Source organism: Pseudomonas sp. HR1 (assembly GCF_030175875.1).
Taxonomy (GTDB): domain Bacteria; phylum Pseudomonadota; class Gammaproteobacteria; order Pseudomonadales; family Pseudomonadaceae; genus Chryseomonas; species Chryseomonas oryzihabitans.
Map to the genome: position 1 here is coordinate 1,511,222 of NZ_JASNRF010000001.1, position 26,423 is coordinate 1,537,644.

Here is a 26,423-nt window from a genome sequence, read left to right on the forward strand (position 1 = left end):
GGGCTCCGGAAACAAGAAGGCCGCAGGGGGTGCCTGCGGCCTCGGGGTTACTGCTTGATCTCGACGTAGGCTTCGTCGCGGATCTGCCGCAACCAGGTCTGCAGCTCCTGGTCGTACTTGCGGCTACGCAGGAGATTCAACGCCTGCTGCTCGCGCGCCTGCTGGGTGTTGTCGGTGGCCCGACGACCCAGGACTTCCAGGATGTGCCAGCCGAAGGCGGTGCGGAACGGCTGCGACAGCTGGTTGACCGGCGAGTTGTTCATGACCTCGCGGAATTCCGGCACCAGGGATTCCGGATTGATCCAGCCCAGGTCGCCGCCATTGAGCGCCGAGCCCGGATCTTCCGAGAAGCTCTTGGCCAGGGTGGCGAAGCTCTCGCCGTTCTGGATGCGCTCACGCAGGCGCGCGGCCAGGCGCTGGGTCTCGGCGTCGCTGCGCACGGCATTGGGCTTGAGCAGGATGTGCCGGACGTGCACCTCGTCGACGATGCTCGCCTCGCCTCCACGCTTCTCCTCCACCTTGAGGATCACGAAGCCGCCGGGTACGCGCACGGGCTGGGTGATGCCGCCGACGCCGACACTGCCGATCAGGCGGTCGAAGGGCGGGGGCAGCTGGGCAGCCTTGCGCCAGCCGATCTCGCCACCGTCGAGAGCGTTGTCCCCGGCTGAGCGGGCGATGGCCAGCTGGTTGAAGTCGGCGCCCTGACGCAGCTGATTGTAGGTGTCCTGGGCCTGGCGTGCGGCGGCGTCGAGACCGGCATTGCCGGCGTTGTCGGCCACCGGGATCAGGATGTTGGCCAGCCGGTATTCTTCGGACAGCTGCAGCTTGCCCAGGTCCGAGGCGAGGAAGTTCTGCACCTCCTGCTGGGTGACCTGCACGCGCTGACCGACCTGACGCTGGCGCACCCGGCTGATCATCATCTCGCGACGGACCTGCTCGCGCGCGGCATCGTAGGAAAGACCGTCGCGGGCCAGGGCCTGGCGGAATTCGGCCACGCTCAGGCCATTGCGCTGGGCGATGGTGGCGACGGCCTGATTGAGTTCCTCGTCGGAGATCTTCACGCCCATGCGGCCGGCCAGCTGCATCTGGATGTCTTCCAGGATCAGCCGCTCGAGCACCTGCTGTCGCAATTCGCTTTCCGGCGGCGCCGCGGCGCCGCGGCGGGTGATGTTCTGCTTGACCTCGTTGAGTCGCTGATCGAGCTGGCTCTGCATGACCACGTCGTTGTCGACGATGGCCACGACCTTGTCCAGCGGTACCACGGCAGCCTGAGCCAGGGGGGTGAGGGCGAGCGCCGCGCCCAGGGCGAGCGGGCGCAGGGCGTTACATAGCTTGGTCTTCACGTTCACGATAGCCTTGAATGCCTCTGTCCAGGAAGCCTTCGGTCTTGCCGCCGAAGACGTTGCCGAGTCCCTTGAGCACGATCTGCAGGAAGATCCCGCGATCGGCTTCGGAGCTCTGGGCGGTGTAGAAGACGTCGTCTTCGCTCTTGAGCCAGTAGCGGCTGATCAGGCGCAGCTTCCAGCAGCAGTTGTCGTACTCGAAGCCACCGAAGGCTTCCAGGGTACGGCTCTTGTTGTAGTCGAACTGCCAGCGGGCGATGGCGGACCACTGGGGCACGATCGGCCAGATGAAGGAGATGTCGTGCTGGTCGACCTTGTAGTCGTTGCTGTTGTAGGTGAAGCGGCCAAGGTTCGGATCGAACACCCGGACGTTGTCACGATAGCGATAGCCGACGTTGAGGATCTTGCCCGGTTCGGCTTCCGGCTGGTAGTGGAACATGACGCTGCCGGAGTCGGTCTGGTGCAGGGTCGGATCCCAGTTGAATTCGCCGTTCACGCGCCAGTCGCGGTTGAAGCGATACATGCCGGCCAGGGCATAGGGCGAGCGCGAGGTGGTGGCCTGGGGATTGTCGATGTCCTGACCTACGCTACGTGCGTATGCCAAGTCGTCCTTGGTCAGGCCAGGCAGCTGGACATCGCGGTCGCGGAAGTAAAACAGCTGGCCGAAGCTGACGTTGGCGCGCTCGAAGCCGTTGGGCTCGATGAAGCGGCTGGTGGCACCCAGGGCCAACTGGTTGGCGTCGCCGATGCGGTCGCGACCGGTGAAACGGTTGTCACGCCACAGCGAGCTGTAGCTGAAGGTGTATTCGCCGGTATCGAACACCGGCAGATCGTCCTGGTCGCGATAGGGTACATAGAGGTACTTGGCGCGGGGTTCCAGGGTCTGCTTGCCGCCTTCGCCGAACAGATTCGAGGTGCGGTCGAAGTAGAGGCCGCTGTCGAGACTGAAGATCGGCACCGAACGGGTCGGGCTGTCGTTGAAGCTGGTCACGCTGGAACCGGCCGAGGCGCGACGACCACCGCCGACCAGCGGCGAATTCAGGTCGTTCTGACCGGTGCTGTCCAGATCCAGATCGTAGCGCGTGTAGGCATAGCGCACCGACGGCGTCAGGAAGCCCCAGGACGCGGTCATCGGGCGGGCGATGCCCGGCTCAACGTGGTAGCGATTGCCTTCGGCGCGGGTCAGGCCGAAGAGATTGACGTCCGGGCGGTTGCGCACGTTGGTGCGATTGCCGTTGTCGTCCAGGTCGAAGTAGGTGTTGTCGTCGAAGCTGCGGGTGAAGCGCACCGCCTCGGTGTCGTAGGTGAAGTCCAGGCCGCCCGGGTTGTAGGGCAGGGCGCCGGTCAGGGTCAGCTGTGGCAGGCGGTTGTAGGGCGTCACGTCGGAGACCGTGGCCAGCTGGTAGGCCTGGGCGTTGAGGCCGGCGACAAAGGTGTCGCCACGGTAGGTCAGGCGGCCCTGCTGGTTGACGTAGGTCGGCTTGTTGATGCCGAGGTCGGTGTCCAGGTCCTGGAAGTAGTAGGGATCGCTGATGCGGGTGTAGTCGACCTCGGCCATCAGGCGCGAATCCAGGCCGCTGCGGTTCTTCCAGCCGTACAGCCAGCGGTTGTCGGTGGCTTCCGGTTCGCCCTCGTGCTCCGGATCGGTGTCCTTGAGATAGGAACCGTAGACCTCGCCTTCGCTGCTGCGGGTCAGGTAGCGGAAGTCACCCTCGGTCTGCAGGCCATGCTTGGCCATGTAGCGCGGATAGAGGGTGGCGTCATAGTTGGGCGCTAGGTTGAAGTAGTAGGGCGTGGTGATCGCGAAGCCGGTGTCGCTGGAGGTGCTGATCGAGGGCGCCAGGAAGCCGGACTGCCGACGGTCGTCGATCGGGAAGTAGATGAAGGGCGTATAGAGGACCGGAATGTCCTTGACCCGTAGCGTCGCGTTGGTCGCATAACCCAGGCCGGTGGCCGGGTTCAGGGTCACGGTGTTGCCCTTGACCTGCCAGGCGTTGCTGCCCGGTTCGCAGGTGGTGTAGGTGCCATCCTTGAGGCGGATGATGGCGTCGTCGCCACGCTTGGCATAGAGCGCGCTGCCGCGGGCGCGGCTCTGGTGCATGACGAATTCGGCGTTGTCGACCTGGACCTGGCCGTTGTCCAGCTGCAGATCGGCCTTGTCGCCGACCATCAGCAGGCCGTTGTCGCGGAATTTGACGTTGCCCTTGAGCTCGCCGCGATTCTCCAGCTGGTGCAGGTTGGCTTCCTGGGATTCCACCTGCATGCCGCCCTGCCGCAGTACCACGTCGCCGGCCAGGGTGGCGACCTGCTGCTCCTGCTCGTAGCGCGAGGCCTTGGCCGAGACGTAGGTCGGGGCCTTGGACGTCGGGGTGTCGTCGTACATGCCCGGGCGCTGCGGCTCGACATAGGCGCCACTGCAGTAGGGGCCGGTCTCGGCCAGCTGGGCCGGGGTCAGCTGATCGCGCGGGACCCAGTCCAGGTGACTGTAGTCGGCGCTGCGGGACTTGAGGGCACGACCCTTGCTCTCGGTCACCAGCACGGCATCGTCGCCCTTGCGGGCGGCCGGCTCGGCGGCGACGCCCTGGGTCTCGCCCTTGCTGGGACGGGGCGGGATGGCCGCGGTCGGTGCCTGGGTGTTGCACGACCAGCCACCACCGGCGCCGGCACTGCAGCTGAACTGCTCGGCGGGTGCGGCGATAAGGGCGGTGACGGGCTGCATGGCGAGCAGGCTGCCGGTTACCAAGAGGGGGAATTTTCTGCGAAACGCGGGGGTTTTCACGGCCATCCTTAAAGTCGTCCTGCACGCCGGCCATTAAGGGGCCGCGGCCTCTCGATGGGCTCAAAAAGATAGCGGATAATAAAACATGACCTGCGCATCGGCTAGGGCCGGGGGATCCGCTGTAAATGACTGAAGATGTTCGCTTAAACCAGATAGAAGACTGGCTGACCACCGTTCTACCGGAAATTTTCCGGGAGCAGGCCTGGGGTGAGGTGCCCGTGGGCAGCCTGACCGCGGCCAGCAGCGATGCCAGCTTTCGCCGTTATTTCCGCTGGGCGGGCGAGGGCCGCAGCCTGATCGTGATGGATGCGCCGCCACCGCAGGAGGACTGCCGTCCGTTCGTCCAGGTGGCCGCGCTGCTGGCCGCCGCCGGGGTCCATGTGCCGCGCATCCTAGCCCAGGATCTGGAGCGGGGATTCCTGCTGCTGAGCGACCTCGGCACCCTGACCTACCTGGAGGTGATCAATGCGGCCAATGCCGACGATTATTTCCAGGCGGCCATCGACGCCTTGCTGGCTTTTCAGGGCAAGCAGCCGACGAACGGCAGCCTGCCGCTCTACGACAGGGCTCTGCTCGCCCGCGAGTTGAGTCTGTTTCCGGAGTGGTACGTGGGCCGCGAGCTGGACACGACCTTGAGCGCCAGCCAGCTCGAGCGCTGGCAGGCCATCTGCGAGGTGCTGATCGACAGCGCCCTGGCGCAACCCCAGGTGCTGGTCCATCGGGACTTCATGCCGCGCAACCTGATGCTCAGCACGCCCAATCCGGGGGTACTGGACTTCCAGGATGCGGTCATCGGCCCGGTGACCTATGACATCACCAGCCTGTTCAAGGACGCCTTCCTCAGCTGGCCGGAGCCGCTGGTGCAGCGCTGGCTGCTGGGCTACTGGGAGCAGGCCCGCGCCGCCGGCATTCCGGTGCAGGCCGAGTTCGCCGATTTCCAGCGGGCCTCGGACCTGATGGGCGTGCAGCGCCATCTCAAGGTGATGGGCATCTTCGCCCGCATCTGGCACCGCGACGGCAAGCCGCGCTATGTCGCCGACACCCCGCGCTTTCTCGCCTATATCCGTACCGTGGTGGCGCGCCGCCCCGAGCTGGCCGGCCTCGGCGCCTTGCTCGACGAGCTGCATGCCGAGCGGGCCGAGGCATGAAGGCCATGATCCTGGCGGCGGGCAAGGGCGAGCGGATGCGACCCCTGACGCTGAGCCTGCCCAAGCCGCTGATCGAGGTGAACGGCCGGCCGCTGATCGAGCACCACATCCGGGCCCTGGCGGCGGCGGGCATCACCGAGCTGGTGATCAATCACGCCTGGCTGGGCGCCCAGCTGGAAGCCGCCCTGGGCGATGGCAGTCCGCTGGGGGTCGCCATCCGCTTCTCCCCCGAGGGTGAGCCGCTGGAAACCGGGGGCGGCATCTTTCGCGCGCTGCCGCTGCTGGGCAGCGCGCCTTTCGTGCTGGTCAACGGCGACATCCGTACCGACTTCGCCTTTGGCAGCCTGGCCCTGCCGGCCGGTTGCCTGGCGCACCTGGTGCTGGTCGACAATCCGCTGCATCACCCGAGCGGCGACTTCGGCCTGGTGGACGGGCGGATCACCCTGGACGCCCCGGAGAAGCTCACCTACAGCGGCATCGCCGTGCTTCATCCGCACCTGTTCGCCAGTTGCACGGCCGGAGCCTTCAAGCTGGTGGACGTGCTGCGGCCGGCCATTGCCGCCGGGCAGGTCTCGGGCCAGCGACTGGACGGTCGCTGGGTGGACGTCGGTACCCTGGAGCGGCTGGCGGAAGCGGAGCGGCTGTTCGAGGCGGCTTCTTGAAGATCTGGTTCTGGCCGCTGACGCTGCTGGGTTTCCTGGCCGGCTGGGCGGTGGCCAGCATTCCCGGTGCGCTGCTGGTGGCGCTGCTCGCTCATGCCGGCGAGCGGCAACTGGGGCTGACCTCCCTGGCGGGCTGGAAGGCGCGCTGGCAGGGGCGCCCCGGGCGCTTCGAGCACCAGGCGCAATTCCAGATGCTCGGCCGGCTGGCCAAGCGCGGCGGGCGGGTGCTGACCGCCCACATCCGCCAGGCCGAAGGCGAGATCGAACGTCTGGGGCTGGGCGCCGACGACCGCAAGAAGGCCATCGCCGCCTTCGAGCAGGGCAAGGGTGGCACCCTGCCGTCGACGGCCGATCTGCAGCGCCTCAGCGAGCGCAGCGAAGGCATCCTGCGCGCCTGCTGGCGCATGGTCTGGATCAGCGGCAGCGTGCGCCCCGGCGATCGCGACGAGATCCTCGGCTGGGGCCAGGCGATGGGCCTGGCCGAAGCCCAGGTGCTTGCCTTGCAGCCGCCGGTACAGACGGCGCCACGCCAGCCCAGCAACGAAGAAAAGTATCGCAAGGCGCTGCAGTTGCTCGGCGTCACCGATGACGCCGACGCCGCCACGGTCAAGCAGGCCTATCGGCGGCTGCTCTCGCGCCATCACCCCGACAAGAAAGCCGGCGCCGGGGCCGGCCAGTCGGCGGTCTATGCCGCTGCCCAGCGCACCGCCGAGCTGCATGCCGCCTACCAGGTGATCAAGACGCGGCGGGGCTTCCGCTAGCGGCCGGTGGCAGCCGATCCAGCCAGGCGCGCAGGCGACGGACGGTCTGTTCCTGCTCGGCGGCCCGGTCGCCGGGAATCACCGGCAGATCGATCTGCCGATAGCCCTTGTTGGCCTTTTGCGCCGCGCGTTCCTTGCGCCGCTGGGCGGCCGCTCCGGGGGCGTGCACTAGGTCGGCGATCTGCAGGTCGGTCTTGCCCATGGTGGCGTCCAGCCGCGGCGGCATGCCCTGGGGTTCGCGGGCGTCGATGAGCACCAGTTGCTTGACCTCGGCCGGTTCCTTTTCCGCCAGATAGCGCGCCGCCCAGTAGGCGCCGGTGCCGTGACCGACCAGCACGATGGGGCTGGCGCCCTGTTGCAGCGCCAGGTCGATGCCGGCGGCGATGCGCGCCAGTACCCGGGTGGCCTGGGCATTGGCCGCGGCTTCGGGATCCACCGGTGCGACCGCCGCCTGGGCCGGTTCGCCGCTGCCGGCTTCGGCCTGGGTCGGGGCGGCGGGCGCCGTACCGCTGCCGCCGGTCACCGGCGGTGCCGCCTGCTCGCTGTTGGCCTGGGCGTCGGTGTCCGCCGGCGCGGTGTCCCGCTCGATCGCCACCACGGGGTCATAGGGATCGGGCAGGCTCAGGCTGATGGTCTGCCAGCCGAAGGTGGGCAACTGCTGGCGCACGGGCGCCACCACATTGGGCCAGTCGGCCGATTCGCCATCGCCCGGCACCAGCACCACCGTTCCGGCGGCCTTGGCCCGGGCGGCGGGCACTAGCAGGGCGAGAAAGGATTCGTCGCCAGCCTGCAGGGTCTTCTGCTGCTCGGCGGGCAGTTGCCGCATCAGCGCCTGCTGCTGCTCCTGGCTGCGCTCCAACGCCGGGGCCACGGCGGCCGGCGCCGCCGGCGTTTCCGGTGCCGGGGTGGGCGCCTCTTCGGCAAGCACCGGGGCGGCAAGGCCGAGCAGGAGGAGGCAGAGCGGCAGCAGGGCGGGCGACGACATCGACGGGAATCCTCAACAGGGGGACGGTTGACCCTGGCGAGCCTACCGCCGTTCGCCCCGTCGGGGCAGCGGGAACGCCCGAGCCGCAGACGGATCTCCGTTACAATGCCGCCACTTAACCTTCGCCGAGGCTATCCCATGCAACCCTTCGCCATCGCCCCCTCGATCCTGTCCGCCGATTTCGCCCGCCTGGGCGAGGAGGTCGACAAGGTCCTCGCCGCCGGTGCCGACATGGTCCATTTCGACGTGATGGACAACCACTATGTGCCCAATCTCACCATCGGCCCCATGGTCTGCAAGGCGCTGCGCAACTACGGGGTGACCGCGCCCATCGACGTGCACCTGATGGTCAAGCCGGTGGATCGCATCATCGGCGATTTCATCGAGGCCGGCGCCACCGACATCACCTTCCACCCCGAGGCCTCCGAGCACATCGATCGCTCGCTGCAGCTGATCAAGGACGGCGGTTGCCGGGCCGGCCTGGTGTTCAATCCGGCCACCTCGCTGGATGCCCTGAAGTACGTCATGGACAAGATCGACATGGTGCTGCTGATGAGCGTCAACCCCGGCTTCGGCGGCCAGAAATTCATTCCCGGCACCCTCGACAAGCTGCGCGAGGCACGCGCCCTGATCGACGCCTCGGGCCGGCCGATCCGCCTGGAGATCGATGGCGGGGTCAACGTCAAGAACATCGGCGAGATCGCCCGTGCCGGGGCCGATACCTTCGTCGCCGGCTCGGCCATCTTCGGCCAGCCCGACTATGCCGCGGTGATCCAGGCGATGCGCGCCGAACTGGCCAAGGCCCGCTCGGTATGAGCGCCCTGGTACGCCTCGGTGGCGTGCATCCGCCCGCCCTGGTGATGTTCGACCTCGACGGCACCCTGCTGGATTCGGCGCCGGACCTGGCCGCCGCGGTGGATGCCATGCTTGAACGCCTGGGCCGCGCGCCGGCGGGACTGGACAAGGTGCGGCTGTGGATCGGCAATGGCGCCCGGGTACTGGTACGCCGGGCACTGGCGGATGACATGCGGCATGACGCGGTGGACGATGCCGCCGCCGACGAGGCCCTGGCGCTGTTCATGGCGCTCTATGGCGGCAGTCACGCCCTGACCCGCGTCTATCCCGGCGTGCTGGACAGCCTGGCGCTGCTGCGCACCCTGGGCGTGCGCCTGGCGGTGATCACCAACAAGCCGGAACGCTTCGTCGCGCCGCTCTTGGCCGACATGGGGCTGGGCGACTTCGACTGGATCGTCGGCGGCGATACCCTGCCGCAGCAGAAGCCCGATCCGGCGGGCTTGCTGTGGGTCATGCAGCAGGCGGGGGTAGCGGCCGGCCAGGCCCTGTTCATCGGCGATTCGCGCAACGACATCCGCGCCGCCCGCGCCGCCGGGGTGCGCTGCGTGGCCCTGAGCTACGGCTACAACCATGGCGAGCCCATCGCCAGCGAGCAGCCGGATCTGGTCGTCGACGATCTGCGCGAACTGTTTATCTAGCACGCCGAGGTGGCCGGCCGGTTGCCATGCCGCGCCGGCTAGGCTAACGTGGCCCTTCAACCCCCGCCCCAAGAGCAAGAGATCGCATCGTGGTGGTCACCCGCACAGGCTCCTCGCGAGCATGGATGAAAGTCATCAAGGCCCTGGCCCGTTGGCGCTGGCGCGCCTGATTTCGTCCCTGCCGGTATCAGACCGGCACGCTGTGCACCCGACCTTTCGTTTTCCTCGCCACGAGGCTGATCATGACCCGCGACGACTTCCTGCGCCTGGCCGCTCAAGGCTATAACCGCATTCCCCTGGCCTTCGAAACCCTGGCCGACTTCGACACCCCGCTGTCCCTCTATCTCAAGCTGGCCGATGCGCCCAACTCCTATCTGCTGGAGTCGGTGCAGGGCGGTGAGAAATGGGGCCGCTATTCGATCATCGGCTTGCCCTGCCGGACCCTGCTGCGTGCCCGCGGGTACGAGGTCACGGTGCACGAGGGCGAGCGAGAGCTCGAGGCGGCCACCGTCGAGGATCCGCTGGCCTTCGTCGAGGCCTTCAAGGCCCGCTATCGCGTGCCGGTGGTGCCCAATCTGCCCAAGTTCGATGGCGGCCTGGTGGGCTACTTCGGCTATGACTGCGTGCGCTATGTCGAGAAGCGCCTGGGCGCCAGTCCCAATCCCGATCCGCTGGGCACCCCGGACATCCTGCTGATGGTCTCGGACGAAGTTGTGGTCTTCGACAACCTGGCCGGCAAGCTGCACTGCATCGTGCTCGTCGATCCGAGCCAGCCGAACGCCTATGAGCAGGGCCAGGCCCGACTCGCGGCGCTGCGCGAGCGCATTCGCCAGCCCATCGCCCCGCGCCTGGGCCTGGACTTCGCCGCGGTAGGCAGCGGCAGCGAACCGGCCTTCCGCTCCAGCTACAGCCGTGCCGACTATGAAAACGCCGTGGAGCGGATCAAGGACTACATCCTGGCCGGCGACTGCATGCAGGTGGTGCCTTCCCAGCGCATGTCCATCGCCTTCCAGGCGGCGCCCATCGACCTCTATCGGGCGCTGCGCTGCTTCAACCCCACGCCCTACATGTACTTCTTCAACTTCGGCGACTTCCATGTGGTGGGCAGTTCGCCCGAGGTGCTGGTGCGGGTGGAGGACGGCGAGATCACCGTGCGCCCCATCGCCGGGACCCGTCCGCGCGGCGCCACCGAAGAAGCCGATCTGGCGCTGGAGCGTGATCTGCTGGCCGATGCCAAGGAACTGGCCGAGCACCTGATGCTGATCGACCTGGGGCGCAACGACGTGGGCCGGGTTTCCAGCACCGGCAGCGTGACCCTGACCGAGAAGATGGTCATCGAGCGTTATTCCAATGTCATGCACATCGTCAGCAATGTCACCGGCCGGCTCAAGCCCGAGCTCTCCGCCATGGACGCCCTGCGCGCCATCCTGCCGGCCGGCACCCTGTCCGGGGCGCCGAAGATCCGCGCCATGGAGATCATCGACGAACTGGAACCGGTCAAGCGCGGCATCTACGGCGGCGCCGTGGGCTACCTGGCCTGGAACGGCAACATGGACACCGCCATCGCCATCCGCACCGCGGTGATCAAGGACGGCGAACTGCACGTGCAGGCCGGGGCAGGCATCGTTGCCGACTCGGTGCCGGCGCTGGAGTGGGAAGAGACCCTCAACAAGCGTCGCGCCATGTTCCGCGCCGTCACCCTTGCCGAACAGTCCGTCTGAGGAATCCACCATGCTGCTGATGCTCGATAACTACGATTCCTTTACCTACAACCTGGTGCAGTACCTGGGCGAGCTGGGCGCCGAGGTCAAGGTGGTGCGCAACGACGAGGTGCCGGTCGAGGCGCTCGAAGACCTGGCGCCGGAGCGCATCGTCGTCTCCCCCGGTCCCTGCACGCCCAACGAGGCGGGCATCTCCCTGGCCACCCTGGAGCGCTTCGCCGGCAAGCTGCCGGTGCTGGGCGTCTGCCTGGGCCATCAGAGCCTGGGCCAGGCCTTTGGCGGCGAGGTGGTGCGGGCGCGCGAGCCGATGCACGGCAAGACCAGCCCGGTCTACCACAACGGCGAAGGCGTCTTCGCCGGCCTGCCCAATCCCTTCACCGTGACCCGCTACCACTCGCTGGTGGTCAAGCGCGAGACCCTGCCCGAGTGCCTGGAGATCACCGCCTGGACCCAGCATCCGGACGGCAGCATGGACGAGATCATGGGCCTGCGGCACCGCGAGTTCATGATCGAGGGGGTGCAGTTCCACCCCGAGTCCATCCTCACCGAGCATGGGCACGACCTGCTGGCCAACTTTCTCCAGCAGCAGGGAGGACGGCGCTAGATGGACATCAAGCAGGCCCTGAACCGCATCAGCGGACAACTCGACCTCAATGTGGCGGAAATGCAGGCGGTGATGCGCCAGATCATGACCGGTGGCGCCGACGAGGCGCAGATCGGTGCCTTCCTCATGGGCATGCGCATCAAGAGCGAGACCATCGACGAGATCTGTGGCGCGGTCAGCGTGATGCGCGAACTGGCCACCCCTGTGGTGCTGCCGAGCCTCGATCACGTGGTCGACGTGGTGGGCACCGGTGGCGATGGCGCCAACATCTTCAACGTCTCCTCGGCCTCGGTGTTCGTGGTCGCGGCGGCCGGCGGCAAGGTGGCCAAGCACGGCAATCGCGCGGTGTCCGGCAAGAGCGGCAGCGCCGATCTGCTGGAGGCCGCGGGCATCTACCTGGAGCTGACGCCCGAGCAGATCGCTCGCTGCGTCGAGCAGGTGGGCGTCGGCTTCATGTTCGCCCAGTCACACCACAGCGCCATGCGCCATGCCGCCGGGCCGCGTCGCTCCCTGGGGCTGCGCACCCTGTTCAACATGCTCGGCCCTCTGACCAACCCGGCCGGCGTGCGCCACCAGGTGGTCGGGGTGTTCAGCGCCGCGCTGTGCCGGCCGCTGGCCGAGGTGCTGCAGCGCCTGGGCAGCCACCACGTGCTGGTGGTGCACTCCCGCGACGGCCTGGACGAATTCAGCCTGGCCGCGGCGACCCAGGTGGCCGAACTCAAGGACGGCAGCATCAGCGAATACCAGGTGCTGCCGGAGGATCTGGGCATCAAGAGCCAGACCCTGGTCGGCCTGACGGTGGACGGCCCCGAGGCCTCCCTGGCGCTGATCCGCGACGCCCTCGGCCGACGCAAGACCGAAGCCGGGCAAAAGGCCGCCGACATGATCGTGCTCAACGCCGGCGCGGCGCTCTACGCCGCGGATCTCGCCCATAGCCTGCATGAAGGGGTACTCTTGGCCCACGACGCGCTCTACAGCGGCCTGGCCCGGGAAAAGCTGGACGAGCTCGCCCATTTCACATCCGTCTATCGCGAGGAGGGTCGCCCGTGAGTGTGCCAACCGTGTTGCAGAAGATCCTGGCCCGCAAGGCCGAGGAAATCGCCCAGCTCAAGGCCCGGACCAGCCTGGCCGAACTCGAGGCCCAGGCCCGTGCCGCCGACGCCCCGCGCGGCTTCGCCCGCGCCCTGCAGGCCCAGGTGGCGCGCAAGGAGGCGGCGATCATCGCCGAGGTGAAGAAGGCCTCGCCGAGCAAGGGCGTGATCCGTGAACACTTCGTGCCGGCCGAGATCGCCCACAGCTATGCCCTGGGCGGGGCCACCTGCCTGAGCGTGCTCACCGACGTGGACTTCTTCCAGGGTGGCAACGCCTATCTGCAGCAGGCGCGCGCCGCCTGCCAGCTGCCGGTGATCCGCAAGGACTTCCTCGTCGATCCCATCCAGGTGGTGGAAGCCCGGGCCATTGGCGCCGATTGCATCCTGCTGATCGTCGCGGCGCTGGACGACGGCCTGATGGGCGAACTGGCCGCTACGGCCAAGGACGTCGGTCTGGACGTGCTGGTCGAGGTGCATGACGGCGCCGAGCTGGAACGCGCCCTGACGGTGCTGGATACCCCGCTGGTGGGGGTCAACAACCGCAACCTGCACACCTTCGAGGTCAGCCTGGAAGCCACCCTCGATCTCTTGCCGCGCATCCCCCAGGATCGCCTGGTGATCACCGAGAGCGGCATTCTCAATCGCGCCGACGTGGAGCTGATGGAAACCAACGAGGTGCGCGCCTTCCTGGTCGGCGAAGCCTTCATGCGCGCCGACGAACCGGGCCAGGAGCTGCAGCGTCTGTTCTTCCCGGATCGCCGCTTCCCGCTCAGAGACGCCTGAGACCAAGGTCGTCCGCACGAGGCCCCGGGGACCACCCCGGGGCCTTTTTCTTTCCACAGGGTGATCCAGGTCGACTCGCGCCCACCCCGGGCGGCGGGAACGACCTCCGTGTGCCCGCTGCCGACGCAGGGCTTTGTTTCTGTAGGGATAAACCCGGTTAATGGCCTCCGACTCGTTGCACCGTGGCGAGTCGCGGAGGCGGCTGGCCGTCGCAGGACGAGCCAGGACTCCGCCGCACCAGGCCATCCATAACCAGGGCATGCGAGAACCATGGCAACGGAAGAAAAAAGCGAAACACTTGATATCAGCGTCACCGATCCTTCCCGGACCGAGGAGGCGCGACGGGATCGGCGACTCGCCGGCACCACCGACTGGGTGGTCTTCGGCGTCACCAGCATCGCCGCACTGGCCTTCGTGATCTGGGGCTTCGTCAGCCAGGCCAGTCTGGCCAGCAGCGCCTCGACTGCCCAGGGCTGGGTGATCACCCATTTCGGCTGGCTGTTCGTGCTTACCTCCACCGGCTTCGTGGTCTTTGTCATCTGGCTGGCCGCCAGTCGCTATGGGCGGATCCCCCTGGGGCGCGACGACGAGCAACCGGAATTCCGCACCCTCTCCTGGGTGGCGATGATGTTCAGCGCCGGCATGGGCATCGGGCTGATGTTCTTTGGCGTCGCCGAGCCGCTGTCGCACTACCTCAATCCGCCACCCGGCGGCGCCGCGGGGCAGAGCAGCGCCGCCCTGCAGGTGGCCATGGCGACCACGCTGTTCCACTGGACCCTGCATCCCTGGGCCATCTACGCCGTGGTCGGCCTGGCCATCGCCTATGGCACCTATCGCCGCGGCCGCTGCCAGCTGATCTCGGTGGCCTTCCGCCCGCTGATCGGCGAGCACGCCAACGGCCCCCTCGGCCGCGTCATCGACATGATGGCGATCTTCGCCACCCTGTTCGGCTCGGCCGCTTCCCTGGGCCTGGGCGCCCTGCAGATCGCCGGCGGCCTGGAGCACAACGGCTGGATCGAGCAACCGGGAAAGATGCTCTACATCAGCATCATCACGGTGCTGACGGTGGCCTTCGTCATCTCCGCCGTGTCCGGGGTCGAGAAGGGCATCCAGTGGCTGTCCAACACCAACATGGTGCTGGCGGTGGCCCTGGCGGTGTTCGTCTTCGTCGTCGGTCCGACCCTGCTGATGCTCAACCTGCTGCCCACCGCCATCGGCGACTACATCGACCTGCTGCCGGAGATGATGGCGCGCACCAGTGCCAGCGGAGGCGAGGCCATGGGCAACTGGCTGTCCAGCTGGACGGTGTTCTACTGGGCCTGGTGGATCTCCTGGACACCCTTCGTCGGCATGTTCATCGCCCGCATCAGTCGCGGCCGCACCATCCGCCAGTTCGTCACCGGGGTCCTGCTGGTGCCGAGTCTGGTCAGCGTGGTCTGGTTCGTCATCTTTGGCGGCGCGGCCATCGATGCCATGCGCCAGGGCGCCTTCACCCTGGTCGACGGCGCGGTGAACAGCAACTTCGCCCTCTATGACCTGCTGGCCAGCTATCCCTGGGTCTCGGTGACCTCGGTGCTGGTCATGGTGCTGGTGGCGATCTTCTTCGTGTCCGGCGCCGACGCCGCCTCCCTGGTGATGGGGACCCTGTCCGAGCGCGGTACCACCGAGCCCTCGCGGCGCACGGTGATCTTCTGGGGCGCCCTCACCGGCGCGGTGGCGGCGATCATGCTGGCCATCGGCGACCCGGGCAATCCGGGTGCGGCGCTCAACGGCCTGCAGAATCTGACTATTGTGGTCTCGCTGCCCTTCGTGGTGGTGATGGCGCTGCTGTGCCTGGCGCTCTATCGTGATCTGCGCAGCGATCCGCTGATGCTGCGGCATCTGCGCGGTACCGAGCTGATCGAGAAGGCGGTGCTCTATGGCGCGGTCAAGCACGGCGAAGAATTCCACTTCGTCGTGGGTGAGCCCAAGGCGAAGGGGAGCGAAGAGAAGAGCGTCGACGGGAAGGCCACGGTGCGGGTGGAAAAGGTGTCGCGCAAGGTCGAGGGCTGACGCTCTGGACGGGCGGGGGCCGTGGCCCCCGCCTGCAGGCAGGGGCTAGCGGACGGGCTCAGCGGGTGCCGAACACCACCATGGTCTTGCCCTTGACGTGGACCAGACCCTGTTCTTCGAGGGACTTAAGGACCCGACCGACCATCTCGCGGGAGCAACCGACGATGCGGCCGATTTCCTGGCGGGTGATCTTGATCTGCATGCCGTCCGGGTGGGTCATGGCGTCGGGCTGCTTGCACAGGTCGAGCAGGGTGCGGGCCACGCGACCGGTGACGTCGAGGAAGGCCAGGTCGCCGACCTTGCGGGTGGTCTGGCGCAGGCGCTCGGCCATCTGGCGACCCAGGGAGAACAGCATGTCCGGATCCTGCTGACTCAGTTCGCGGAACTGGCTGTAGCTGATCTCGGCGACTTCGCACTCGGTACGGGCGCGGACCCAGGCGCTGCGCTCGGGCTCGCTGCCTTCCTTGGAGAACAGCCCCATCTCGCCGAAGAAGTCTCCGGCGTTGAGATAGGCGATGATCATTTCGCGGCCTTCATCGTCTTCGATGAGGATGGTCACCGAACCCTTGAGGATGAAGAACAGGCTTTCGCTGTTGTCGCCAGCGTAGATGATGGTGGTTTTTGCCGTGTAACGGCGACGCGAGCAATGCGCTAGCAGCTTGTCGATGTGCTGTAACTTCGCGGGTGGGATGATAGCGGCCATGCTGATTCCTGAGGTTGAAAGCTAACCTGAGTCGGGGGCACCGATGTCCGAACCGGTGCATGCACAGGCTGCGCCGGTTCCAATTCAAAGACCGGATAAGAACATGCGCAGCTTAAATGCGAGCTGAATAACCCTTCACTGCTTACCAGTTTACGCCATCCAGCATGTTAAGCTGATCACCATTTGTATATATAAGTAGGACGAAAGCGATGAAAGCGCGCATCCAGTGGGCAGGCGAGGCCATGTTCCTCGGTGAATCCGGCAGCGGCCATGTGGTGGTCATGGATGGCCCGCCGGAAAGCGGTGGGCGCAACCTCGGCGTACGGCCGATGGAAACCGTGCTGATCGGCCTGGGCGGTTGCGCCAGCTACGACGTGGTCAGCATCCTGCGCAAGGCGCGGCAGCCGGTGGAAAGCTGCGAGGCCTTCCTCGAGGCCGACCGCGCCGACACCGAGCCCAAGGTGTTCACCCGCATCCACCTGAAGTTTGTGGTCAAGGGCCGCGGCCTCAAGGAAGCCCAGGTCAAGCGCGCCATCGAGCTGTCGGCGGAAAAGTACTGCTCGGCCTCCATCATGCTCGGCCGCGCCGGCGTCGAGATCAGCCACAGCTACGAACTCGTCGACCTCGCCTGACCCCTGCCCGCGACGCCCGCCCGGGCGTCGCTGTCCGCCTCGTCTCCCTCCCGCCGACATCAATTCATCACCTGGGCCCGGCAGACTCTGGCCCCAACCGCTGCCGATCTGCATAATGCGCCGCTCTTAAGGGGCAAGGGCCCCGAAAGCACAGCCAATCGCCATCGCGAAGAGGTGTTCGCCGCCCTACGCAGCTTGCGCAATCCGCAACTGACGGGCATTCAGGACCGCGGTCAGAGACCGCACGACGGGAGCTTTACCACCGTGAAAAGCAAACTCAGGCTCCATGGTTTCAATAACCTGACCAAGACCTTGAGCTTCAACATCTACGACATCTGCTACGCCGAGACGTCGGAAGATCAACAGGCCTATGTCCAGTACATCGACGAGGAATACGACGCCGAGCGTCTGACCCAGATCCTGACCGACGTGGTCGACATCATCGGGGCCAACATCCTCAACATCGCCCGCCAGGATTACGATCCCCAGGGTGCCAGCGTGACCATCCTGATCTCCGAGCAACCGGTCGAGCCGACCGAGAGCCAGATCGAGGAGTCGCCCGGTCCGCTGCGCGAGACCATTCTCGGCCACCTGGACAAGAGCCATATCACGGTGCATACCTATCCGGAGATCCATCCGGACGACGGCATCGCCACCTTCCGCGTCGATATCGACGTCTCCACCTGTGGCGTGATCTCTCCGCTCAAGGCCCTGAACTACCTGATCCACCAGTTCGACTCGGATATCGTCACCGTGGACTACCGGGTGCGCGGCTTCACCCGCGACATCGAAGGGCGCAAGCACTTCATCGACCACGAGATCAATTCGATCCAGAACTACCTGTCCGAAGACACCCGCGCGGCCTACCAGATGACCGACGTGAACGTGTACCAGGACAACCTGTTCCACACCAAGATGCTGCTCAAGGAATTCGAACTGGACAACTACCTGTTCGGCGACGCCTCCCGCAGCCTCTCGTCCGAGCAGCGTCAGCAGATCACCCAGCGTCTCAAGCACGAGATGCGCGAGATCTTCTCCGGCCGCAACCTGCCGCGCTGATCGCTCGGCTGTTGCGCAGAGAACCCCGCCACGGCGGGGTTCTCTCGTTTTTGGGTCAGTGGTGTTCGTCGCGCGCGACCGGGGCGCCGCCGGTGACGCTCTTGACCACCCGGCCGATGGTCAGGCCCTGGCCGAGGATGGAGACCAGCACCACGATGTAGGTGAGAGCCAGGATCAGATCCCGCTCCGGACCGGCCGGCAGACTCAGCGCCAGGGCCACCGAGACACCGCCGCGCAGCGCGCCCCAGGTGAGGATGCGCGCCGTGCCCCGGGTCATGTTGCGCCAATGCGGGCTGAGCAGCACCACCGGCGCCACGCTGATCCAGCGGGCGAAGAGGATCGCCAGGGTCACCAGCAGCGCCGCGCCCAGGTGGGTCCAGCTGAAGGGCAATACCAGCAGCTCAATACCGATCAGGGCGAACAGCAGGGCGTTGAGGATTTCGTCGATCAACTCCCAGAAGCCGTCCAGGTAGCGTCGGGTGAAGTCGTTCATGGCCTTGGTCCGGCCCAGGTTGCCGATGATCAGACCGGCCACCACCATGGCGATGGGACCCGAGACGTGCAGGTGGCTGGCCAGGGTCGAGCCGCCGATCACCAGGGCCAGGGATAGCATCACCTCGATCTGGTGCTGCTCGATGCTCAGCATCAGCCAGTAGCAGACGAAGCCGATCAGCAGGCCGAACAGGATGCCGCCGCCGGCTTCCTCGACAAACAGCCAGAGCGCCGCGTTGACCGTAGGCGTCTCGCCCAGCTGGATCACCCCCAGCAGCACCGAATAGACCACCACGGCCACGCCGTCGTTGAACAGCGCCTCGCCGACGATGGTGGTCTCCAGCGACTTGGGCGCCCCGGCCGAGCGCAGGATGCCGAGCACGGCGATGGGGTCGGTCGGGGAGATCAGGGCGCCGAAGATCAGGCAGTAGAGGAGGTCGACGTGCCAGCCCAGCCAGCCGAAGATCCAGTGGCTGAGATAGCCGATCAGCACCGTCGAGATGATCACCCCGAGGGTGGCCAGACCGCCGATGGCCCATTTGTAGTCGCGCAGGTCCTTGAGATTGACGTGCAGGGCGCCGGCGAACAGCAGGAAGCCGAGCATCCAGTTCATCAGCAGATCGTTGAAGTCGATCTGCCCGAGGAGTTCGCCGATGCGGTGTTCCAGACCGGGAAAGCCCAGCCAGGACAGACTCTGCAGACCGACCGAAAAGATCAGGGCGATGACCATGACGCCGATGGTCGGCGGCAGGCCGACGAAGCGGTAATTGAGGTAGGTGAGCAGGGAGGTGAAGCAGATGAAGGCAGCAGCGAGTTCAAGCATGGGCGTTCCAGATCCATCAGACAGCGAGCCCCTGCGAACGCAGGGCCTAGAGGTAGGATGGGGCGGACGCCGCAAAAGTTACATGTTCGATAGCTGCCTAGCCAATCGTTCGCGCAAGCAGCGCCGTGAATCGCCCTGGCCCGCCGCTGAACGGGCGGTGCCAGGATGATCCGCAAGACCAACGGTCAGGGCGGCGTGAGGCCTAGAGCGGCGCGGCCAGGCCTGTCGCAGCTTCGCGCAGGGGCAACGGATGGGGTGCGGCGATGCGCGCCTCCAGCGTCGCGACATAGCTGCGGGCATCGGCTTCGCTGAGAAAGGTGATGGCCTGCTTGTCGATGCAGACCTGCCAGGCACTGGTGGTGGACTTGCGCAGGGGACGAACCACGATCTTCATGCTGATACCCTCGGGGACAGACGAAAAGTGGAAGCCCGAGTCTAGAGCGGTTTTGATTACAGTACAGTGACATTCGTCGGTCAGGGCGCTAGGCGCGCGCCTTCTGCCGTTCGGCGTACCAGACCTCGAACTCCTCCGGCGGCAGCGGTGGGCTGAACAGGAAGCCCTGGCATTGCTGACAGCCCAGCTTGCGCAGGATGTCCCACTGTTCGGTGGTCTCCACCCCTTCGGCCAGGACGTCCAGGTCCAGACCCTGGCCCAGGGCGACGATGGCCGCGGCGATGGCCTGGCTGCTGTGGGTACCGCTGTCACTGCGCAATTCGTGCATGAAGCTCTGGTCGATCTTGAGCTTGTCCAGCGGAAAGCGGCGCAGATAGGCCAGCGAGGAATAGCCGGTGCCGAAGTCGTCCACGGCGATGCGCACCCCCAGGGTCTTGAGGGTCGCCAGGGACAGCAGCGCCTCCTCGACATTGCCCATCAGGGTGCCTTCGGTAATCTCCAGTTCCAGGTGCTCGGCCGGCAGGCGACTGCGCGCCAGGGCGCGAGAAATGGTGCTGGCCAGGTCGCGCTTGGCGAATTGCCGGGGCGAGATGTTGATCGCCAGGGTTTCCAGTTCCAGGCCCTGGGCCAGCCAGCTGTGCATCTGCTGGCAGGCGCTCTCGATGATCCAGTCGCCCAGGGGCACGATGAGCCCGGTTTCCTCGGCCAGCGGAATGAATTCTGTGGGCGGGATGAGACCCAGCTCCGGATCCCGCCAGCGCACCAGGGCTTCCACGCCAATGGTCTGGGCGGTGCTGACGCTCATCAGCGGCTGGTAGTAGAGGACGAAGTCGCCGCGCTTGAGCGCCGTACGCAGCCGCGACTCCAGATTCAGCCGCCGGCGCGACTGCTCGGTAAGGGCCTGGGTATAGAAGCGGAAGGTGTCGCGGCCCTGATCCTTGGCCTGGTGCATGGCCGTGTCGGCATTGCGGATGAGGTCATCGGCGGTGGCGCCATCGTCGGGAAAGAGGCTGATGCCGATGCTGGCGTTGAGATAGATGTCGTGTTCGCCGAGGTGGAAGGGCTGTTCCAGCTTGCCGAGCATGGCCTGGGCGATCTGGGCGGCGAATTCGGGTCGATCCAGCCGCTCGATGATGACCAGGTACTCGTCGCCACCGATGCGCGCCAGGGTGATGTCCTCGCTGAGCAGGGCGCGTAGCCGGGCGGCGAATTCCACCAGCAGTTCATCGCCCAGGGCATGGCCATGGCTTTCGTTGACCGTGCGGAAGTAATCGAAGTCGAGGATCAGCACGGCGACCAGGTATTCCTGGGGCTCGGCCAGGGCCAGGGCGTGTTCCAGGTGGGTGCGCGCCAGCAGGCGATTGGGCAGGTCGGTCAGCGGATCATGATGCGCCAGATGACTCAGGCGCGCCTCGCTCTCGCGCAGGCGGGTGGTGTCGCTGACGGTGACCGTGTACTGCCGGGTCTCCCGGGGGTAGAGGGTGTCGATGGCGGTCCAGGCCGGAAAGGTGCTGCCGTCGAGGCGCGGCCAGAGCAATTCGCCTTCCCAGCGGCCCTCGCGGCGCACGGTGCGCCAGAGATCGCGATAAAAGCGCTGGTCCTGGCGACCGCCACCGGGCAGTCCCAGGCGCTGGCCGAGCAGGATGCCTTCCTGGGTACCCAGCAGGCGGGCGAAGGCCGGATTCACCGCCAAGATCCAGCGGCGCTCGTCGAGCAGCAGCAGGCCGTCGCGACTGTTCTGGAACATGGCGGCGGCCTGGCGCAGGCTTGCCTCCTGCTGCTTGCGCAGGGTGATGTCCTGGGCGGTGCTGATGAAGTACTGGGGCACGCCTTGATCGTCGCGGATCAGGCGGGTGGTGACGTTGGTCCACACCGGCGTGCCGTTGCGGTGCAGATAGCGTTTTTCCAGGGTGTAGCGGTCCTGGCCGGTGTCGACCAGCTGCTTGCGCAGGGCGGCGCCCAGGGCCCGCTCTTCCGGATGCGTCACCGAGGCGGTGTCCTTCTGCAGCAACTCCGGTTGCGAGTAGCCGAGCATCTGGCAGAAGTGGTGGTTGACGCTCAGCCAGCGGCCCTCCAGATCGCTGAGCATGATGCCGGTATAGGCCTGCTCGAAGATGCCGCGGTAGCGCGCCTCGCTGGCGCGTTGCGCCTGGACCACGCGCTGTTGCCGGATGGCCAGCACCGCCAGACGGGTGAATTCGGTGATCAGCGCCTGGGTCTCCGCTTCGGGCAGTCGCGCCTCGCCGTAGTAGATGCCCAGGGCGCCCACGGCGCGCTGCTGCTCGTCCTGCAGCGGCAAGGCCCAGGCGCCGCGAATGCCGGCTGCCTGGGCGACCGGCAACAGCGGCTGCCAGGCCGGATCCAGTTCGACATCGATGGTGAACACCGGGGCATTCGCGGCGACGGCGCTGCAGCAGCCCTGGTCGTGGCGACTGCGCGGCACGCTTTCCAGCGCTGCCTGGAAGGCGGGGGGCAGACTGGGCGCCGCGGCGACCCGCAGATGCTCGCCCTGGTCGTCCAGCAGCAGGGCGACGCGCATCTCCGGGTAGATACGCTCCAGCCGCAGGGCGATGCCCTGCTGGATTTCCGCCAGCGGCAGGCCGGTGAGCAGGTCGTCGAGGACATCGCTGCGGGCCTGCTGCAGTTGCTGCGCCTGGTAGTCGTGGTGGATGTCGGTCAGGGTACCCTGGATCTCGCCATCGAGGCCGGCGCGTAGCTCCATCTGCATCCAGCGATGACTCTCCACCGACAGCCGCAACCGCACCACGCCGTTCCAGTGCAGGCGCTGACCCGCGGCGAATTCCGCCACCAGCTGGCGCAGTCGGGCGCCGTCCTGGGGATGGAAAGCCTGATCCAAGGGATGGTTTAGGGGTTGGGTGGCGGGTTGGCCGGTCAGGGCTTCCCAGGCCGGATTGAGAAATTGCCAGCGACCACGGTGGTCGCTGGCGAACACCACCAGCGGCAGGTGCTGGACCAGCTCGCGATAGCGTCGCTGGCTGTCCTGCAGTGCCTGTTCGGCCAGCTTGTAGCTGGTGATGTCGACCAGGGCGCCACGAGTGATGCCGGCTTCGTCGAAGTCGCTCTGCCAGTTGAGCCAGCGCCAGCTGCCCTGGCCGTCGTCGAAGTGCGCGGAAAAATTCAGCGGGCCCTGCATGTGCTGCAGACGCTCCAGCATGCTGCGCACATGGTCACGGTCGTCGACGCGAGCGCAGGCGGCGATGGTGGCGAAATCCAGCGGATCGCTGCCCTTGGGCTGGTGCAGCATCACCAGGGTGCGTTCGGAGCAGAGCAGACGGCCATCGTCCAGCAGCTGCCAGTCACCGGTATTGGTCAGCCGCTGGACGAAATCCTGGGTGGCGCGCTGGTTCTGCAGCTCGCCGATGAAGCCTTCGCGATAGCTGGCCTCGCGCCGCAGCAGGCCATAGAGCACTAGCGACAGCAGGCTCATGAAGGCCAGGCCCTTCAGGGTGTGCCACAGATAGGCATTGTCCCGATCGCTGAGCAGCAGATACAGCAGCCCATCGCTGCCGATCACCCAGACGGCGCTCAGCAACAGATAAACCAGGGCAATGCGCGCGGGAGAAAGAGGCCGCATCCCGGATCCTCAAGGCCCGATCGCAGGTGTCGGGTTCAATTCAGCATTGACCGGATAAAGGTACGGCAGTTCGGGTCGGGTCACCTGGAAACCTACTTCTTTCGTCCGCCTTTATCGGCTTTGGCACCTTCGACGACAACGCGTCCAGGCTCGGGCTCAAGAGTCGTCTGACCTCGTGCAAATTACCAGGCCTATTCGCCAGGAAGTTGCATTTTGCCCGCCTGTCATCCACGTCTAATTGAAATAAGTCATTGATTTTTAACGTCTTTAACAAGTCTTGGAATTCGGCGCAGCCGTTGCGCTCTACATCTAGGTCGCTGCTGCCAGGACCTGGGCGCAGTACAACCAAGGAAAACAGGAGTCATCTCATGAAAAAGACTTTCGGTACCTTTGCCCTCGCTGCCGTCACCGCTTCCGTACTGAGCCTGCCGCTGGCCGGCGGTGCCTTTGCTGCCACCAGCCAGAACATGACCCTGGCCGCCAACAACACCGTGGACAAGACCGAAGAAGCCGCGTCCGACACCTGGATCACCAGCAAGGTGAAGGCGTCGTTCCTGGCCGACGAACACATCAAGGGCACCGCCATCAAGGTCGAGACCAACAAGGGCGTCGTGTCCCTGTCCGGCACCGTGGCGACCGAAGCCCAGCGCGACCTGGCGATCAAAGAAGCCAAGGCCATCAAGGGCGTGAAGGCCGTATCGGCTGACGCCCTGAAAGCGGCTCAGTAACGACGCCCGCTAATACCCGGCACGATGGCGGCGCCCGACGCCGCCATCACCCCTTGCCCTTCGCCCCGGAGAACTGCCATGACCAGCACGACCGAAACCCTCAACGATCTGATCGAGATCGCCCGTGACGGCAAGAATTTCTACGAGCACGCCCTCACCGAAGTGAAGAACCCCGAATTGAAGGCCCTGTTCACCGAGATCGCCCAGAGCAAGGCCGAGATCATCAGCGCCCTGAGCAGTCAGGTGTCGGCTGCCGGTGAGAAGCCCGCCGAGCAAGGCACCTTTGCCGGCAGCTTCCGCAAGTACTACACCGACGTCAAAACCTCCTTTGCCAGCAAGGAAAAGGAAGAGGTCACCTACGTCAGCGAACTGGAAGAGCAGGAAGACCGCCTGCTGCACGCGCTGGAGCGTGCCGTCAACGAACACGCCACCCCGGATGCCCAGGCCAATCTGCGCAGCCAGTTGGAAAAGGCCCGTGCGACCCACGATCGCATGCGTGACCTGAAGCACCGCATGCAAGCCGCCCACTAAGGTCGGCAGTAGCAAAAAGCCCCGCCTAGGCGGGGCTTTTCTTTGGGTCCCGGCTAGCCGTGCGGGGCGCGATTGAGGCGGGCGTCGATCAGGCTGTCGACCACCGACGGATCGGCCAGGGTCGAGGTATCGCCCAGGCTGTCCAGCTCGTCGCAGGCGATCTTGCGCAAAATGCGTCTCATGATCTTGCCGGAGCGGGTCTTGGGTAGTGCCGGCGCCCATTGCAGGAACTCCGGCTTGGCGAAGCTGCCGATCTGGTCGGCCACCTGCTGGCGCAGTTGCGCCTTGAGTTCGTCGCTCGGTGTCACCCCGCCCTTGGTGGTGACGAAGGCATAGACCGCCTGGCCCTTGACCTCGTGGGGGCAGCCCACCACCGCCGCCTCGGCCACGTCCGCATGCTCGGTGAGCACGCTTTCCACCTCGGCGGTACCGATGCGGTGACCGGAGACGTTGAGCACGTCATCCACCCGCCCGGTGATCCAGTAGTAGCCGTCTTCGTCCCGGCGCGCCCCGTCACCGGTGAAGTAGTAACCCGGGTAGGCGCTGAAATAGGTGTCGATCAGGCGCTGGTGATCACCATAGACGGTGCGGATCTGGCTTGGCCAGCTGGATTTGATCGCCAGCACGCCGCTGCCGGGCCCGTCGATTTCCTGGCCCTGCTCGTCCAGCAGCACCGGCTGCACGCCAAAGAAGGGCAGGGTGGCCGAACCCGGCTTCAGCGCCAGGGCGCCGGGTGGCGGGGCGATGAGGATGCTGCCGGTCTCGGTCTGCCACCAGGTGTCGACGATGGGGCAGCGCCCTTCGCCCACCACCCGGTGATACCACTCCCAGGCCTCGGGATTGATCGGCTCGCCGACGCTGCCCAGCAGCTGCAGACTCTTGCGCGAGGTGCGCTGTACCGGGCCGTCGCCTTCGCGCATCAGGGCGCGCAGAGCGGTGGGGGCGGTATAGAAGATATTGACCTGGTGCTTGTCCACCACCTGCCAGAAGCGACTGGCATCGGGATAGCTCGGTACCCCTTCGAACATCAGGGTGGTGGCGCCATTGGCCAGGGGGCCGTAGACGATGTAGCTGTGGCCGGTGACCCAGCCGACATCGGCGGTGCACCAGAAGACCTGACCCTCATGATAGTCGAACAGGTACTTGAAGCTCAGGGTGGCGCCCAGCAGGTAGCCGCCGGTGGTGTGCAGCACGCCCTTGGGTTTGCCGGTGGAGCCGGAGGTGTAGAGGATGAACAGCGGATCCTCGGCGTCCATGGGCTCCGGCGGGCAGTCGGGCGAAGCCGCGGCCACCGCCTGGGCATAGGGCAGGTCGCGCCCCTCCTGGCGGGCCACGGCGGCGCCGGTGCGCTCGACCATGACCACGGTATGGACCTCCGGGCACTTGGCCAGGGCCTTGTCGACATTGGCCTTGAGCGGGACGCGCTTGCCACCGCGCACGCCTTCGTCGGCGGTGATCACCACCCGGCAGTCGGAATCGAGGATGCGGTCGCGCAGCGCCTCGGGCGAGAAGCCGCCGAACACCACCGAATGCACCGCGCCGATGCGGGCGCAGGCGAGCATGGCGTAGGCCGCCTCGGGGATCATCGGCATGTAGAGGCAGACGCGGTCGCCCTTCCTGACCCCACGCTCCTTGAGCACGTTGGCCAGGCGGCTGACGTGCTCGTGCAGCTGGCGATAGCTGATGGCTTGGCTGTCGGCGGGATCGTCGCCTTCCCAGAGGATGGCGGTCCGCTCGGCCCGGGCCCCCAGGTGGCGATCGATGCAGTTGTAGGCGACGTTGAGCTGGCCGCCGCTGAACCAGCGGGTCTGGCCCTGGCGCATATCGCCGCTATGGACTTCGTCCCAGGTGCGCGACCAGTCGAGCAGGGCGCTGGCCTGTTCGCTCCAGAAGCGTTCCGGCTGCTCCACCGAGCGCTGGTAGAGCTCGCGATAGCGGGCTTCGTCGAGGTGGGTACGGGCACTCAGGCTCTCGGGCACGGGGTAGCGTTGGCTCATGGCCGGCTCCTTCTTGGTGTTGTTGTGCTCCCAGTTTAGGCCGCGGA

At 66.3% G+C, this 26,423-nt stretch carries 21 protein-coding genes and 1 pseudogene; 14 read left to right on the forward strand and 8 right to left on the reverse strand.

Features of this window, described 5'->3' with window-relative positions:
* Nucleotides 1–47: 47 nt before the first annotated feature.
* Together QKY98_RS07055 and QKY98_RS07060 are read right to left on the reverse strand one after the other, a co-directional pair.
* Nucleotides 48–1,343 carry a peptidylprolyl isomerase gene (locus QKY98_RS07055; protein WP_027597518.1) on the reverse strand — a complete coding sequence of 432 codons (1,296 nt, stop codon included), beginning with the start codon at nucleotides 1,341–1,343 and terminating at the stop codon, nucleotides 48–50.
* Entirely contained in the window at nucleotides 1,324–4,128 is a 2,805-nt protein-coding gene (locus tag QKY98_RS07060) for an LPS-assembly protein LptD (protein WP_077171033.1), read from the reverse strand. The genes QKY98_RS07055 and QKY98_RS07060 overlap by 20 nt, the downstream gene beginning before the upstream one ends.
* Nucleotides 4,129–4,247: 119 nt before the next feature.
* Here QKY98_RS07060 and QKY98_RS07065 point away from each other — a divergent pair, with 119 nt between their 5' ends.
* From QKY98_RS07065 to QKY98_RS07075, 3 genes are read left to right on the forward strand one after another with little or no spacing between them, the layout of a single operon-like run.
* Entirely contained in the window at nucleotides 4,248–5,270 is a 1,023-nt protein-coding gene (locus QKY98_RS07065; protein WP_115946388.1) for an aminoglycoside phosphotransferase family protein, read from the forward strand.
* Nucleotides 5,267–5,932: an N-acetylmuramate alpha-1-phosphate uridylyltransferase MurU gene (murU, locus tag QKY98_RS07070; RefSeq protein ID WP_108581588.1), complete on the forward strand. Its 666-nt coding sequence runs from the start codon at nucleotides 5,267–5,269 to the stop codon at nucleotides 5,930–5,932. Before QKY98_RS07065 ends, murU begins: the two co-directional genes overlap by 4 nt.
* A complete protein-coding gene (locus QKY98_RS07075; protein WP_027600733.1) occupies nucleotides 5,929–6,693 on the forward strand; it encodes a DnaJ domain-containing protein in 765 nt (254 codons plus the stop codon). The genes murU and QKY98_RS07075 overlap by 4 nt, the downstream gene beginning before the upstream one ends.
* Here the strand turns inward: QKY98_RS07075 and QKY98_RS07080 are convergent.
* Entirely contained in the window at nucleotides 6,668–7,678 is a 1,011-nt protein-coding gene (locus QKY98_RS07080) for a DUF3530 family protein (RefSeq protein WP_027600734.1), read from the reverse strand. The genes QKY98_RS07075 and QKY98_RS07080 overlap by 26 nt on opposite strands.
* A 138-nt stretch (nucleotides 7,679–7,816) precedes the next feature.
* On the opposite strand from QKY98_RS07080, the gene rpe reads away from it, so the two are divergent.
* The 7 genes and pseudogenes from rpe to QKY98_RS07115 all read left to right on the forward strand — a co-directional run bounded on the left by rpe (nucleotide 7,817) and on the right by QKY98_RS07115 (nucleotide 15,422).
* A complete protein-coding gene (rpe, locus tag QKY98_RS07085; RefSeq protein WP_027600735.1) occupies nucleotides 7,817–8,494 on the forward strand; it encodes a ribulose-phosphate 3-epimerase in 678 nt (225 codons plus the stop codon).
* Nucleotides 8,491–9,341: pseudogene (locus QKY98_RS07090) on the forward strand (phosphoglycolate phosphatase). Before rpe ends, QKY98_RS07090 begins: the two are co-directional and overlap by 4 nt.
* Nucleotides 9,342–9,413: 72 nt before the next feature.
* Nucleotides 9,414–10,892 carry an anthranilate synthase component I gene (trpE, locus tag QKY98_RS07095; protein WP_284670572.1) on the forward strand — a complete coding sequence of 493 codons (1,479 nt, stop codon included), beginning with the start codon at nucleotides 9,414–9,416 and terminating at the stop codon, nucleotides 10,890–10,892.
* Nucleotides 10,893–10,902: 10 nt separating this feature from the next.
* Nucleotides 10,903–11,496, forward strand: a complete 594-nt coding sequence (locus QKY98_RS07100; RefSeq protein WP_074584140.1) for an anthranilate synthase component II — start codon at nucleotides 10,903–10,905, stop codon at nucleotides 11,494–11,496.
* Nucleotides 11,497–12,546, forward strand: coding sequence for an anthranilate phosphoribosyltransferase (gene trpD, locus QKY98_RS07105; protein WP_027600737.1), 1,050 nt, complete (start codon nucleotides 11,497–11,499; stop codon nucleotides 12,544–12,546).
* Nucleotides 12,543–13,370: an indole-3-glycerol phosphate synthase TrpC gene (trpC, locus tag QKY98_RS07110; RefSeq protein ID WP_007159725.1), complete on the forward strand. Its 828-nt coding sequence runs from the start codon at nucleotides 12,543–12,545 to the stop codon at nucleotides 13,368–13,370. The genes trpD and trpC overlap by 4 nt, the downstream gene beginning before the upstream one ends.
* Before the next feature lie 270 nt (nucleotides 13,371–13,640).
* Complete coding sequence (locus QKY98_RS07115) at nucleotides 13,641–15,422, forward strand: BCCT family transporter (RefSeq protein ID WP_278894732.1); 1,782 nt, start codon at nucleotides 13,641–13,643, stop codon at nucleotides 15,420–15,422.
* A 58-nt stretch (nucleotides 15,423–15,480) separates the two neighbouring features.
* Here the strand turns inward: QKY98_RS07115 and crp are convergent, their stop codons facing one another.
* Nucleotides 15,481–16,125, reverse strand: coding sequence for a cAMP-activated global transcriptional regulator CRP (gene crp / locus QKY98_RS07120; protein WP_027597530.1), 645 nt, complete (start codon nucleotides 16,123–16,125; stop codon nucleotides 15,481–15,483).
* A gap of 209 nt (nucleotides 16,126–16,334) precedes the next feature.
* Between crp and QKY98_RS07125 the strand changes: the two genes are divergently transcribed.
* Both QKY98_RS07125 and speD read left to right on the forward strand, forming a co-directional pair.
* Complete coding sequence (locus QKY98_RS07125) at nucleotides 16,335–16,757, forward strand: OsmC family protein (RefSeq protein WP_007159722.1); 423 nt, start codon at nucleotides 16,335–16,337, stop codon at nucleotides 16,755–16,757.
* 264 nt (nucleotides 16,758–17,021) lie between these two features.
* Nucleotides 17,022–17,816, forward strand: a complete 795-nt coding sequence (gene speD, locus QKY98_RS07130) for an adenosylmethionine decarboxylase (RefSeq protein WP_007159721.1) — start codon at nucleotides 17,022–17,024, stop codon at nucleotides 17,814–17,816.
* A gap of 55 nt (nucleotides 17,817–17,871) precedes the next feature.
* Here the strand turns inward: speD and QKY98_RS07135 are convergent, their stop codons facing one another.
* The 3 genes from QKY98_RS07135 to QKY98_RS07145 form a co-directional block, all read right to left on the reverse strand.
* Nucleotides 17,872–19,131 (reverse strand): cation:proton antiporter, encoded by a 1,260-nt coding sequence (locus QKY98_RS07135; protein WP_284670573.1) that lies wholly within the window; start codon nucleotides 19,129–19,131, stop codon nucleotides 17,872–17,874.
* A 202-nt stretch (nucleotides 19,132–19,333) separates the two neighbouring features.
* The gene (locus QKY98_RS07140; RefSeq protein ID WP_027597532.1) at nucleotides 19,334–19,525 is read right to left on the reverse strand and encodes a hypothetical protein; all 192 of its coding nucleotides are present in this window, start codon (nucleotides 19,523–19,525) and stop codon (nucleotides 19,334–19,336) included.
* Nucleotides 19,526–19,613: 88 nt separating this feature from the next.
* Nucleotides 19,614–23,120, reverse strand: a complete 3,507-nt coding sequence (locus tag QKY98_RS07145) for a bifunctional diguanylate cyclase/phosphodiesterase (RefSeq protein ID WP_027600741.1) — start codon at nucleotides 23,118–23,120, stop codon at nucleotides 19,614–19,616.
* Nucleotides 23,121–23,488: 368 nt separating this feature from the next.
* On the opposite strand from QKY98_RS07145, the gene QKY98_RS07150 reads away from it, so the two are divergent.
* Nucleotides 23,489–23,848 carry a BON domain-containing protein gene (locus QKY98_RS07150; RefSeq protein WP_007159717.1) on the forward strand — a complete coding sequence of 120 codons (360 nt, stop codon included), beginning with the start codon at nucleotides 23,489–23,491 and terminating at the stop codon, nucleotides 23,846–23,848.
* Nucleotides 23,849–23,926: 78 nt separating this feature from the next.
* Complete coding sequence (locus QKY98_RS07155; protein WP_007159716.1) at nucleotides 23,927–24,379, forward strand: PA2169 family four-helix-bundle protein; 453 nt, start codon at nucleotides 23,927–23,929, stop codon at nucleotides 24,377–24,379.
* Nucleotides 24,380–24,432: 53 nt separating this feature from the next.
* Here the strand turns inward: QKY98_RS07155 and acs are convergent, their stop codons facing one another.
* Nucleotides 24,433–26,376 (reverse strand): acetate--CoA ligase, encoded by a 1,944-nt coding sequence (gene acs, locus QKY98_RS07160; RefSeq protein WP_284670574.1) that lies wholly within the window; start codon nucleotides 26,374–26,376, stop codon nucleotides 24,433–24,435.
* Between the last annotated feature and the right edge of the window lie 47 nt (nucleotides 26,377–26,423).

Coding starts and splice junctions, on each gene's coding strand:
- QKY98_RS07155 (WP_007159716.1), top strand. CDS start 23,927: ATGACCAGCACGACCGAAACCCTCAACGATCTGATCGAGATCGCCCGT.
- QKY98_RS07080 (WP_027600734.1), bottom strand. CDS start 7,678: ATGTCGTCGCCCGCCCTGCTGCCGCTCTGCCTCCTCCTGCTCGGCCTT.
- QKY98_RS07150 (WP_007159717.1), top strand. CDS start 23,489: ATGAAAAAGACTTTCGGTACCTTTGCCCTCGCTGCCGTCACCGCTTCC.
- QKY98_RS07140 (WP_027597532.1), bottom strand. CDS start 19,525: ATGAAGATCGTGGTTCGTCCCCTGCGCAAGTCCACCACCAGTGCCTGG.
- QKY98_RS07100 (WP_074584140.1), top strand. CDS start 10,903: ATGCTGCTGATGCTCGATAACTACGATTCCTTTACCTACAACCTGGTG.
- crp (WP_027597530.1), bottom strand. CDS start 16,125: ATGGCCGCTATCATCCCACCCGCGAAGTTACAGCACATCGACAAGCTG.
- QKY98_RS07145 (WP_027600741.1), bottom strand. CDS start 23,120: ATGCGGCCTCTTTCTCCCGCGCGCATTGCCCTGGTTTATCTGTTGCTG.
- QKY98_RS07065 (WP_115946388.1), top strand. CDS start 4,248: ATGACTGAAGATGTTCGCTTAAACCAGATAGAAGACTGGCTGACCACC.
- QKY98_RS07115 (WP_278894732.1), top strand. CDS start 13,641: ATGGCAACGGAAGAAAAAAGCGAAACACTTGATATCAGCGTCACCGAT.
- trpE (WP_284670572.1), top strand. CDS start 9,414: ATGACCCGCGACGACTTCCTGCGCCTGGCCGCTCAAGGCTATAACCGC.
- murU (WP_108581588.1), top strand. CDS start 5,267: ATGAAGGCCATGATCCTGGCGGCGGGCAAGGGCGAGCGGATGCGACCC.
- QKY98_RS07135 (WP_284670573.1), bottom strand. CDS start 19,131: ATGCTTGAACTCGCTGCTGCCTTCATCTGCTTCACCTCCCTGCTCACC.
- rpe (WP_027600735.1), top strand. CDS start 7,817: ATGCAACCCTTCGCCATCGCCCCCTCGATCCTGTCCGCCGATTTCGCC.
- QKY98_RS07060 (WP_077171033.1), bottom strand. CDS start 4,128: ATGGCCGTGAAAACCCCCGCGTTTCGCAGAAAATTCCCCCTCTTGGTA.
- acs (WP_284670574.1), bottom strand. CDS start 26,376: ATGAGCCAACGCTACCCCGTGCCCGAGAGCCTGAGTGCCCGTACCCAC.
- QKY98_RS07125 (WP_007159722.1), top strand. CDS start 16,335: ATGAAAGCGCGCATCCAGTGGGCAGGCGAGGCCATGTTCCTCGGTGAA.
- trpD (WP_027600737.1), top strand. CDS start 11,497: ATGGACATCAAGCAGGCCCTGAACCGCATCAGCGGACAACTCGACCTC.